This is a genomic window from Paenibacillus sp. FSL H8-0282 (genome assembly GCF_037963825.1).
Classification (GTDB): Bacteria; Bacillota; Bacilli; order Paenibacillales; family Paenibacillaceae; genus Paenibacillus_AQ; species Paenibacillus_AQ odorifer.
This window is the reverse complement of the sequence record NZ_CP150146.1, coordinates 3407598-3420114: the sequence shown is the minus strand read 5'-3', so window position 1 is coordinate 3420114 and position 12517 is coordinate 3407598. Positions and strand designations below refer to the sequence as shown.

10 protein-coding genes are annotated in these 12517 nt (G+C 41.0%); 5 read left to right on the top strand and 5 right to left on the bottom strand.

Annotation, left to right across the window (positions count from 1 at the left end):
• Positions 1–94: 94 nt before the first annotated feature.
• From NST94_RS14970 to NST94_RS14960, 3 genes are all read right to left on the bottom strand, one after another.
• Positions 95–1018: an aminoglycoside phosphotransferase family protein gene (locus NST94_RS14970; protein WP_076184961.1), complete on the bottom strand. Its 924-nt coding sequence runs from the start codon at positions 1016–1018 to the stop codon at positions 95–97.
• Positions 1019–1088: 70 nt separating this feature from the next.
• Positions 1089–2108: a phosphotransferase gene (locus NST94_RS14965; protein WP_339282148.1), complete on the bottom strand. Its 1020-nt coding sequence runs from the start codon at positions 2106–2108 to the stop codon at positions 1089–1091.
• A gap of 154 nt (positions 2109–2262) precedes the next feature.
• On the bottom strand, positions 2263–3177 hold the full coding sequence (locus NST94_RS14960; protein WP_339282147.1) for an ArsR family transcriptional regulator: 915 nt from the start codon (positions 3175–3177) through the stop codon (positions 2263–2265).
• A gap of 174 nt (positions 3178–3351) precedes the next feature.
• Here NST94_RS14960 and NST94_RS14955 point away from each other — a divergent pair, with 174 nt between their 5' ends.
• A complete protein-coding gene (locus NST94_RS14955; protein ID WP_339281031.1) occupies positions 3352–4854 on the top strand; it encodes a glycoside hydrolase family 43 protein in 1503 nt (500 codons plus the stop codon).
• Positions 4855–4954: 100 nt separating this feature from the next.
• Here NST94_RS14955 and NST94_RS14950 read toward each other — a convergent pair whose 3' ends face one another.
• The gene (locus NST94_RS14950; protein WP_076281834.1) at positions 4955–5806 is read right to left on the bottom strand and encodes an aldo/keto reductase; all 852 of its coding nucleotides are present in this window, start codon (positions 5804–5806) and stop codon (positions 4955–4957) included.
• Positions 5807–5842: 36 nt separating this feature from the next.
• Positions 5843–6808 carry an aldo/keto reductase gene (locus tag NST94_RS14945; protein ID WP_339281030.1) on the bottom strand — a complete coding sequence of 322 codons (966 nt, stop codon included), beginning with the start codon at positions 6806–6808 and terminating at the stop codon, positions 5843–5845.
• 325 nt (positions 6809–7133) lie between these two features.
• Between NST94_RS14945 and NST94_RS14940 the strand changes: the two genes are divergently transcribed.
• From NST94_RS14940 to NST94_RS14925, 4 genes are all read left to right on the top strand, one after another.
• Entirely contained in the window at positions 7134–7808 is a 675-nt protein-coding gene (locus NST94_RS14940; protein WP_036677195.1) for a response regulator transcription factor, read from the top strand.
• Entirely contained in the window at positions 7805–8860 is a 1056-nt protein-coding gene (locus NST94_RS14935; RefSeq protein WP_081383288.1) for a HAMP domain-containing sensor histidine kinase, read from the top strand. Before NST94_RS14940 ends, NST94_RS14935 begins: the two co-directional genes overlap by 4 nt.
• Positions 8861–8979: 119 nt before the next feature.
• Entirely contained in the window at positions 8980–10731 is a 1752-nt protein-coding gene (locus NST94_RS14930; protein WP_339281029.1) for an ABC transporter ATP-binding protein, read from the top strand.
• A complete protein-coding gene (locus NST94_RS14925) occupies positions 10731–12491 on the top strand; it encodes an ABC transporter ATP-binding protein (RefSeq protein WP_036677200.1) in 1761 nt (586 codons plus the stop codon). The genes NST94_RS14930 and NST94_RS14925 overlap by 1 nt, the downstream gene beginning before the upstream one ends.
• The last annotated feature ends 26 nt before the right edge of the window (positions 12492–12517 follow it).

Below are 12517 nucleotides of genomic sequence, written 5' to 3'. Positions count from 1 at the left end.
GTGGGGAATTTGCTCCTTGAAATTTGATATTTATATACAAAAAGCCGCAATTATGCGGCTATTAAATGTTTATGATAAGGTATAGCGTCAGTTATTACGCTTTTAGGTTTAAAAGAAAATGCCGTGTGTCCTGATAAGCCTCTGTCCAGCCCATCTTAGCATAGAATCGAAGTCCATCGAGTCCCTTAAAATAATAGGCACCGATTAGCCGCTCCTCAAAATTCGGGGTCACTATTCTAGCTTTCTTTTGATAATTTTGATATGTGTTAATGACATCACACCAAGGCATATGCTTGTCGAGAACCGCAAGGTCTATGAGAGAATCGCCATACATGCAATTTCCATCAATAATGCCGGTTATCCGTGTTCCGTTGGACAACATATTCCACTGTTGAAAATCTCCGTGTATAAAGCTTCTATTAGATTCATTATAGGGTACATAGGTCATCAAACGACTATAGATTTCTTCGTATACGTCTCTTTCCAAGCAAGACGTGCGGAAGAGTTCATGCCAATTCTCCCAGAATGTCCCCGTCTGATCTTCCGCATTTACGGCAATGACGAAGTCTTTCCAAGATGAATAGGAACCATTGCCGTCAGGTCCGATCCAACCATAACCGTTAGTTCCCCCAATATCCGCTTCGGCCATTCTTGTTAAAATGCCGATAATTTCTGGCATCAGACGGGTTTGTTCCTCTGCTGTACAATCGGATAGATTGCGACCTTCCATTCGCTCCATGATCAAATAGGTTAACTGATTAGTCCTCCCTAACCCCAAACATTTTGGGAAAGGGATACCTTGGTCGAGTAGCAAATTAGATACAAATTGTTCGGTCTCATATGCTCGTTCCAAATCGCTGAATTTCACAACATAGTCTTTTCCTTCTAAAATAAAAGAAAACACGTTGCTTATATTGCCGCCAGACAACGGTGTAATCTCAGCCGCTCCCTGTCCAAGATGATTCCACAGTACTTTTTCAATTTCACTCATGGTCAATTCCGGTTTTTCGTAAGCCATATTTACTCCAACTCCTGCTTATTTGAGTCTACTATGAATTTATCCGCAGCATATCAAAAACACCCTCATCCTAAATATCTCGTTCCTCATACTCAAAGGGTTCATCACATGAGTAAATTTCATGGAAAAATCCTACATATGGGATATCGTCTTCTAGACATTTTATACGATATGACAGCTCTTCATCGCATTCCGGGTCTTCACCATTGTTCCGCATTACCTCGAATGCATCAACGATGTTTTCCATGAGGGTTACTTGGATAAACAATGGCAATGTGTCTAACATCGAATCTTCGATCCTGGTCTCGGATCTGTAGCCATCAAGGACTGTTTTAAAATAATCATCCATAAACTTTTTGCGTTTATCAGTGTCTTGTTCAAATTGTATCCAGCCCACTCCAAGTGTCCAGAGATTTGCCAGGTCATACATATACCAACAAAAGCAGGAGTTATCGAAATCAAAAACAGTTATTTGCCCTGTATTAAAATCGATCATATAATTCCCATCGCAGTAATCAAAATGAACCATCCCAAAAGACTCGTGATTCCTGTCCATCCCTTCTAAGGTTGTAAGGAGATCTACCAGTTTCTCTTTCAACAGAGATAACGAGTCAGGTATTAGCTTATCTATATAATCGGCATTGTATTTATCAAAAAAATCATACCGGGAATGGACAGGTGTATAACCCTTCGATAATTGATGCATTTTTCCAAGAGCTTTGCCACAGTTATAATAGTATTCCGTAATAGGAACGCCTTCCCGATACTGATAATTATTTTCCACGAGCATCCCCCCCTTGGCCTTTTCAAACAAGCAGACAAAAAAGGTATGATTATTAAGAGTTATCGTTTCCAGCAGATTCCCCTTCTGGGAGTTGACCACATTCGAAACACTGCCGCCATGCTCGTACAAATACCTGATATATTCCACTTCACCCAAAATATCTTCTCGGCTTCTGTCACTTAAGAAGGCAATTCTGATTATTTTTGCTTCAGAATCAGCTTTAGAACAGTTATATGCGACATTCCGTCCTCCTTCATGTGCATTGATAAGCCTGATTTCATAACTTTCCAATCCGTACAATTCCATCACTAATGGAAGTAAGTGTGTATCAGCGATTTTAATAACCTCGTTATAATTCAGAATATCTCTCCTCTCAACTTCTTCAATATATGGATAGTTTACCAGTTCCAGCTGATAAACTGGATGGAGAAAACAACTATAACTGAACTATCCTGCTTCATTAGGTCATCGTTCCTAGGTACACACGAATTAAAATATCTTGGTCATGGTTACCGAATCCAGCCCCATAAAGTGTCAAACCACCAACATTAACAGCCTTCTCGTCAACTGCGAACCGAAGCGTCCAGAATTGTTCCCGTAGCAAAATATCTGCGACAGTAATGTCCGACATCCTTTCTTCATCAATAAATGTGCCCGAAGTGTCAATGCGGAGCGTCTTCAATAACCCGTATTGATTTACATTCCGATGCCACCAATCCGGAGTATATATGCCTCGTGCCGCTCTTCCAAAGTCTGCCGGACTGGTCCAAGTTCCAAGCTTCACACCGTTAAAAAAGAACTCAATATCCGAAGGCCAATGGTCTTTCAAGCCTGGCGCTTCAGAAGCAATTTCCATTGAAATCTCGATGGCCTCGGGCATTTGACCGGGAAGTAAGTAGTTAGGCGTTTTGTACTCTACGTAACCTCTCCCAAACCACAAAATGCCGGCGTTGACCCGCTCGGGATCGAGAAAATAGCGGGGATCGTCCCAAACCCCAATCTCTTTCTCTTGTGTCCCAAGACCACATGTAGGATGGACATCAAACGAGGTATAATGACCGACTGAAATGGTCTGCTCTCTGATCCTCGGAGTTTGAGTGGCAGTGGGGAGTTCGATTTCAACTCTTTTTTGTTTAAGGAAGCACATTTTGTGTGTTCCTCCGTTTAGGCGTATCCTGTGACTTCCTGTAAGTCCAGCTTGTTCGAGCTTTCGGATATGCATAGTAACTATGGAAGGGCTAAGCTCTAACTTAGCCGCGATCTCCTTCACATTCATTTCATTATCTGCAATGAGGCTCATAATCCTCCATCTGACTTCGCTTGCCAGCGCTTCATATAACGCCATGAATTTTGCTTCGCCGTTTGCTTTGATCATCATCATAATCACCTGACCTGTGCTTATTGAAATTACATATATATTAATTTAATAAATATAACGTACATCTTCAACCCCGATTCATTGAAAACCTATAAGCAATAGTGTTTAATTTTCTTAGTAGTTAAATATATTGAATTCTTATTTATATGAATTTATTAATGAGGTGGAGAAATGAAATACAATAACCCGGTCATCAAAGGGTTTTATCCTGATCCCAGCGCATGTAAAGTTGAAGACACTTATTATTTGGTCTGCAGTTCCTTTCAGTATTTTCCCGGTGTTCCGATTTTTGAAAGCAAAGATTTAATTAATTGGACCCAAATCGGTCATTGCTTAACCCGAAAGAACCAGATTCAACTGGATACTGTGGACAGCTCCGGTGGTGTATTCGCCCCCACCCTGCGGTACAATAATGGACGATTCTACATGACGACCACTAATGACACTCTGCGCCAGAACTTCTATGTCTGGACTGACAATATTTACGGCGAATGGTCTGATCCGATTAATGTAGATCAAGGCGGTATTGATCCGGATTTGTATTTTGAAGACGGCAAAACGTATTTCATGAGTAATGGGACAGACGATTACGGAGTTAATGGTATTGTCCAATGTGAAATTGAAATTGAAACTGGGCAGAAGCTGTCGCCAAGCCGTTCAATCTGGCAAGGATCCGGTGGGCGTTATTTGGAGAGTCCTCATTTATACAAAATTAATGGACAATACTATCTGCTAGCTGCTGAGGGTGGAACCGAATATGGGCATATGGTTACTTATGCAAGGGGCAATTCTCCTGCTGGTCCATTCGAAGCCTATCCGCATAATCCCGTATTGACTAATCGAAATTTAGGCGGTTACGAGCTTCAGGGAGTTGGACATGGAGATTTGGTACAAGACCATGAGGGGGATTGGTGGCTGTTACATCTTGGATTCCGGCAGACTGGCCAGTATCTCACCTATCACCATTTGGGGCGCGAGGTTTTTCTAACTCCGATTACCTTTGGCGAGGATGGATGGTTTACAGCAGGTCATGAAGGTACCACACTTATAAGTTTCGAGACTGATCGTATTGCGGACACAGTCATTCAGCAGGAGAAAAGAGTCTTTACGTTCGAGAACACAGATTGGAATTTGGACTGGTGTTACCTGCGTCACCCGGTTACAGAAAATTATCGGTTAGAAGCTGATAAAATAAAGCTTAAAGGAACAGCAGTTACGTTAGATATCCCGGCTACTCCGACATTTATTGGTATACGTCAAAAAGATTTTAACGCAATTATTTCCTGCCAAGTCAGCCTTACGAATGGTGAAGCCGGAATTACACTTTACATGGACGAAAATCACCATTATGACTTGGCCTTGCGTAAACATCCAGAGGGTTATGAGATTATCGAACGGCTGAATATCGGAGATATCAAATCCATTGAAAAAACAAAAAATATAGGTCAGTGCAACCATGCTTCATTAGTTGTCAAAAGCAGTCCAACGCATTATCATTTTTATATCCAGGTAGACGGTACTGAGATCTTACTCGGAGCTGCGCAAACCAAATATCTATCCTCTGAAATAGCCGGAGGATTCACAGGTGTGCTTATTGGTTTGTACGCCACTGGAGAAGATCAAGATTATAATGCGATATTTACAAACTTTAGCTGCCTTTATTCATTAGAATGAACTGTTCAAGGCTAGGGGTGTTCATATAAATAAAAGATGGGTTAACCCCTTAATTATGGTTAACCCATCATTTATAAAAACCAACAAGATCCTAAGAAAATTAGATATCCAGCTTCCTGGTACTTAACGCTTTTACCATTACAGGATCTCTATGTGAAAAGAACAAGCTCTCTTTTGTGTCTAACAGCGCAATTTGTTCTATATCCTCTGAGTTTAATTCAAAGTCAAAGATATTAAAGTTTTCAATTATTCTTTCTTTCCGGACAGACTTTGGAATCACAACAACTCCTCTTTGCGTCAACCAGCGTAAAACCACTTGGGCAACAGATTTATTATATTTTTGAGCTATTGATACTAAAACTTCGTTCTGGAACATGTTGTTTTTACCTTCAGCAAATGGACCCCATGATTCAATCTGAACATTGTTTTCTTTCATGAATGCAGCACTTTCAATTTGTTGGCAGAATGGATGTGTCTCAACTTGATTAACGGCAGGTGTTACTTCATTATGAATAATCAAATCAATCAGACGATCGTTCTGGAAGTTACTTACGCCAATCGCTCTTATTTTTCCTTCACGGTACAATTCCTCCAGCGCCCGCCAAGAACCATGCACATCGCCAAATGGCTGATGAATTAAATACAAATCCAAATAATCAAGTTGCAATCTTGAAAGGGATTTTTCAAATGCTTCCTTTGTACGTTCGTATCCTGTATCTTGAACCCATAATTTCGTAGTAATAAATAGATCCTCTCTTGGTACTCCACTCCGTTTGAGGGCTCTTCCCACCGCTTCTTCGTTTAGGTATGAGGCTGCGGTATCTATCAGTCGATAACCTGACATGATCGCATCGTAAACAGCTTGTTCACATTCAGCTTCATCATGAATTTGAAAAACCCCAAAACCAAGTATCGGCATTTCAACACCATTGTTCAAAATAACTTTTTGCATAAAAAATCCTCCTATTAGTTGATGATATAGCTCTATTTAAAAGTGTGAACTATCAATATCCAGTTTTGACAAAGCTTCATTTAGACTATCTACATCTTCTTTTGTTAATTTGAGATCAGCTCCATATAGGTTTTCTTCTAATCTGTTTAATTTTGTAGTGCCTGGAATTGGAATGATATATGGTTTTTGAGCTAATTCCCACGCGAGTACGACTTGAGCTGGTGTTGCATTTTTGCTTTTTGCAACTTGAGTAATTAAATCTAATAACACTTGATTATGATCAATCACATCAGGTTTGAATCTTCCCATGAAACTTCGATAGTCACCTTCATCATATTTGGTTTCCTTGGTATATTTACCACTTAAGAAACCATTTCCTAATGGACTGTAAGCGATAAAAGCAATTCCTAACTCTTCACAAAGCTCAAACAACTCTTTTTCCGGTTCACGCCACATCATGGAGTACTGATTTTGGGTTGCAGTAATCGAACATACAGCATGTGCTCGTTTCATATAATCAATCGGTGCATTAGAGACTCCCCATGTTTTAATCTTCCCTTCAGCTATTAAATCTTTCATTGTTTCTGCGACAGCTTCAGGTTCGACATTCGGATCCACTCGGTGCTGATAATATAAATCAATGCAATTGACCTTCAACCTTTTTAATGAGCCTTCTATTTGTTCACGAATAGAATCTGGTGTGCTATTCAAAATAAGTTGAGGTTGACCGTCTACAGCTTCTTGTCCTAAAATTCCAAATTTAGTTGCAATCACAACTTGATCTCTTAGTGGTGCAAGGGCTTCGCCTACTAATTCCTCATTGGAATCTCCATAAAAAGCAGCAGTATCAAAGAAATTACATCCTAGTTCAACTGCTCTGCGAATTAATTTAACCATTTCATTACGATCTGCTGGCTTTCCATAGGCATGATCCATTCCCATACAGCCAAACCCTATTGCCGAAACTTCCAAGCCACTATTTCCTAATTTACGCATTTGCATCTGTGATCTTCCTTTCGCATGAAGTTCAGTCAAAGTTCAACGCTCGACGTAGTCTGCATTATTTTCAGCACGTTAATCCAGCTAAATTAGTTTGGGTACTATTTTAGTATGCAACAGTTTTTCACAAAACAGATATCATAATAGTATTAAATCATTGCCTATTCCTCTCATTTCATTGAAACCTCCCTATGTATGAGTTACTTTATGGCGACTACAAGGATTTAAAACCAAATCTTAAGATTAGATAAATATTGATTCTGCTCCCTTTAAAACAAAATCCTAACAGGTAATAATGGATACAAACCTACTATTGGAGTGAACAGTAATGATTAACATACTCGTAGTTGAAGATGATAAGCATGTAAGAAGACTTCTTGAAGCTGTTCTGAAACGCGAAGGATATGATGTTGTAACTGCTGAAGACGGAGTTAAAGCTTTGGAGGTCCTTGATTCACAGCATATTGATCTAATCATTCTGGATATCATGATGCCTAATATGGATGGTTATGAATTCGCCAAGGAAGTAAGAGATGCCGATAGCTTGGTCCCCATTCTTATGGCTACAGCAAAACAGCTGCCTGAAGATAAGAAAAAGGGGTTCCGGATTGGAACTGATGATTATATGACCAAACCCATTGATACCGAAGAAATGCTGCTCAGAATCCAAGCGCTGCTTCGCCGTTCGCAAATCGCAAGTGCCCGTAAATTAGTAGTGGGTAAAGTGATCCTTGATTATGACGCATTGACAGTAACCCGGGAGGACGAGAAACAAACGCTTCCGCAAAAAGAATTCTATTTGTTGTATAAGTTGTTGTCCTATCCTGAACGGATTTTCACGCGCATCCAGCTTATGGACGAGATATGGGGCATGGAAAGTGAAAGTACGGATACAACCGTTAATGTGCACATCAATCGCCTGCGGAAACGGTTTGACGCTTATCCAGAGTTTGAACTGGTTTCCGTCAGAGGTCTTGGATACAAGGCGGTGCGAAGCCAGTGAGCAAAATAAGTAACAAGCTCAGCAACAGAATCAGCCTTCCCATCTATTTTTCTCTTATCATATTTTTCATCTTTCTTATTACCGTTGTGATTACAGGACTACTCTTCTTTCTCGCACAGGTTTTTGGTTTGTTGAACGAAGAGCTTGCCCAGGATGGATTCGTACTACCCATAATGGTATTAATCGCTTGTACAATTATCGGTACCACGATATCAGCCATCACAAGCCGGAAAATGGTAAAATCCATCCGGATATTTATAGAGGCCACAGAGCGTCTTGCCAGTGGTGACTTCTCCATGCGGCTCCAGCTCAAAAGCCCGCCAGAGTTTGAAATTCTATCAGAGAACTTTAACCGTATGGCTGAAGAGCTTGGGGGTATCGAAATTCTGCGAACTGATTTTGTAAACAATTTTTCCCATGAATTCAAAACACCGATTGTATCTATTAAAGGGTTTGCTGAAGTCTTAAAGAATGATGATCTTACTAAAGAAGAACGTGATGAATATCTAGATATTGTCATTGAGGAATCGACCAGACTTGCCTCCCTTGCTTCGAATGTACTGGAGCTGACGCAGGTTGAGACGCAAAAGATTCTGACAAACAAAATGCGGTTTAATGTTGGGGAACAAATTCGCCAGTCTGTGCTTTTACTGGCTGCCAAATTTGAGAAGAAGCACCTGAAGCTGAATGTTAATATTCAGGATTATGAACTCTCCGGCAATAAAGAGCTTTTAAATCAAGTTTGGTTAAATTTATTGGATAACGCGATCAAATTCACTCCTGAGCATGGTGAAATTGAAGTTAAGATGAAGAAAAACGAGGATAACCTGGTGATTCTAGTTCATGACTGCGGAAGCGGTATTCATCCTGAGGCTCTTCCCAAGATATTCGATAAATTTTATCAGCAGGATACTTCCCACTCGACTGCAGGCAATGGACTTGGATTAGCAATTGTTAAAAAAATCATTCATCTACACCATGGAACCATTTCTTGCGAAAGCATTCCATTACAAGGAACCACATTTACAGTTACGATTCCGATTGGAATGTAGTGCGAGCCCTGGAGAACCTCATCGTTCTTTCAGGTTTTTTTTATTTTTCAGAAAAGTTAACTTTCAGTTTATCTTCTTTCGTTATCATTTAAGCAACGCCACATAAAGGAGTCAGATGTATGGTAACTATACTTAAGTACTTAAAACCGAAGGAATGGGCCCTAATCGGTATCAGCATCCTATTCATTGTCACACAGGTATGGCTGGATCTGGAATTGCCCGGTTATATGAGCGAGATTACTCGTCTTGTACAGATACCAGGGAGTGAAATGAGCGAAATCATTGCAGCCGGAGGCTGGATGTTGCTCTGTGCCCTCGGCAGCTTAGCCACATCAATTATAGTGGCAGGGATCGCCGCTAAAATTGCCGCCAACTTCTCTTCAAGATTACGCTCCAAATTGTTTGATAAGGTACAGTCTTTCTCTATGGAAGAAATCAACAACTTCTCTACAGCTAGTTTAATTACCCGTTCAACAAATGACATTACACAAGTGCAAATGCTGATTGTCATCGGTCTGCAACTGCTGGTGAAGGCTCCCATCCTTGCCGTTTGGGCAATGCTCAAAATTACAGGCAAGAGTTGGCAGTGGTCGCTTGCTACCGGTGTCGCCATTGGGGTATTGATTCTTATTGTCGGCATAGTGATCGTGCTAGTGCTTCCGAAATTCCAAAAATTGCAGCAACTGACTGATAATCTTAATCGTGTTGCAAGAGAGAATCTTACCGGCCTTCGTGTCATTCGTGCGTATAATGCGGAAAGTTACCAGGAAGATAAATTTAGCGTAGCCAACAGCGAGCTTACCCGAACGAATTTATTCGCCAATAATGTACTGTCCATGATGATGCCAAGTATTTCTCTGATTATGAGCGGTTTAAGTCTCGCAATATATTGGATTGGTGCTATTTTGATTCAAAATGCCAATGGTACGGCGAAGATGGGCTTATTTTCAGATATGATTGTCTTCTCATCCTATGCGATGCAGGTGGTTATGGCATTCATGATGCTGATCATGATTTTTATCCTGATGCCTCGTGCCCATGTATCCGCTAAAAGAATCAATGAAGTGCTGGATACTAAGCCAAGCTTAGAGAACGGATCACTTACTTCCTCCAAGGCAAATCGGTTGGGTGAGGTCGAATTCAAAAATGTCAGCTTTAAATATCCGGATGCAGAAGAATACGTTATTGAAGATATCAGCTTTACGGTGAAAAAAGGAGAAACTGTAGCCTTCATCGGTTCAACCGGATGCGGAAAAAGTACCGTCGTGAACCTGATTCCTCACTTTTATGATGCTACAGCAGGTGAAGTGTTGGTGGATGGAATTAATGTTAACCAATATGAGCAAACTGCACTGCGCAATAAAATGGGATATGTATCGCAGAAAGCGATTTTGTTTGGCGGCACGGTGAGCTCTAATGTTGCTTTTGGCGATAATGGCAGTGATCTGTCCTCTGATGTTGTTGATGCCATTTACACCTCTCAAGCTTCAGATTTTGTTGAAAAGATGGAAGGAAGCTACGAGGCTCATGTCTCTCAAGGCGGTACGAACTTGTCTGGCGGTCAAAAACAACGTCTTTCCATTGCCCGAGCCATTGCCCGTCGTCCTGAAATATTAATCTTCGACGATTCCTTCTCAGCGCTTGATTATAAGACGGATCGCAAATTGCGAAGTGAATTGAAGAAAAAATCCAGCGGTACAACGATACTAATCGTTGCCCAACGGATCGGTACAATCAAAGATGCAGACAAAATCATTGTACTGGAAGCCGGACGAATGGCAGGCATGGGAACACATGATGAATTGATGCAGACCTGTGATGTCTACCAAGAGATTGCTTACTCACAACTTTCAAAGGAGGAGCTAGCTTAATGAACAAAAGCAAAGAGCAACTCAACACGTGGAGCAAACTTCTCCACTATTGCAGAAAATATATCCCTGTAGTTCTTATAGCTATTATTAGTGCAGCAATCGGTACGGTTCTGACTCTGCTTGGACCGGATAAGCTTTCGGAGATGACAGACTTGATCACGGCCGGCCTCGTCACCGGAATTGATATGGAAGCAGTAACTTCTATCGGCCTTTTCCTTGTATTTATCTATATCCTTAGCGCTGTGTTATCTTTGGTACAAGGATTAATTATGTCCGCAGTTACGCAAAAGGTCTCCAAAAACTTAAGAGCCGATCTCTCACGCAAAATGAACAAACTTCCGATCTCTTATTATAATAATTCTACAACCGGTGACATCCTGTCCCGGGTTACCAACGATGTGGATACGATCGGGCAAGCTTTAAACCAAAGCGTCGGCACACTGGTAACTGCCCTTGCCCTCTTTACGGGATCCATCATCATGATGTTCAAAACAAATGTGATCATGACTATTACGGCGGTTGTTGCAACTATCATTGGCTTTGGCCTCATAGCGGCAATTATGAAAAAATCCCAAAAGTATTTTCAAAGTCAGCAAGAATACTTAGGGAAAATCAATGGCCATGTGGAGGAAGTATATACAGGACATACTGTAGTGAAAGCCTACAATGGTGAATCGCAAATGCGCAATACATTTGAATCCCTGAATATGAATCTTAAAGATAGTGCATTTAAAGCGCAGTTCCTCTCCGGTCTTATGATGCCGATTATGATGTTTATAGGCAATCTAGGTTTTGTGGCCGTTTGTGTAGTTGGTGCTGTGCTTGCTATGAACGGAACGATATCCTTTGGGGTCATTGTAGCCTTTATACTGTATGTCCGTTACTTTACACAACCGCTCTCTCAGATTGCTCAAGCCGCACAAAGTCTGCAATCGGCTTCCGCGGCAAGCAAACGTGTCTTTGAGTTCCTCGATGCTGACGAAATGGACAATGAAAGTCATAAAGAAAGACATCTTAAAACTGCTGTGGGCAAAGTTGATTTTGAACATGTGCAATTTGCTTATGAAAATTCAGATAAACTTGTGATTAAAGATTTTTCTGCAGAGATTAAGCCTGGGCAAAAAATTGCTATAGTCGGCCCTACCGGCGCAGGTAAAACTACACTGATAAATCTTCTAATACGGTTTAATGAATTAAAGGGCGGAGAGATTTATATTGATGATACCCCCATCAGCAGCTTAACAAGAGAAAACATCCATGATCTATTCTGTATGGTCTTGCAGGACACCTGGCTTTTTGAGGGCACTATCAGGGAAAATCTGGTGTACAACAAAACAGGTGTAACCGATAAAGAAGTTGAAGATGCTTGTAAGTCGGTAGGCTTGCATCATTTCATTCAGACCTTAAGTGCCGGTTATAATACCATACTAAATGACAAAGTTAATTTATCCACAGGCCAAAAGCAACAGCTTACGATCGCCCGCGCGATGCTCAAAAATGCCCCAATGCTCATCCTCGATGAAGCTACAAGCTCAGTCGATACAAGAACAGAGCTCTTGATTCAGCAGGCAATGGATAAGCTCATGGAGGGAAGAACCTCTTTTGTTATTGCGCATAGACTCTCAACCATTAAGAACGCCGATGTGATTCTGGTTCTGAAGGAAGGCGATATCCTGGAAAGCGGCAGCCACGAAGAACTACTTGCCAAAAATGGTTTTTATGCGGAGCTTTATAATAGCCAATTCGACCAAGCCTCTTAAAGCCTAGTTGACACTGTGAATTATAT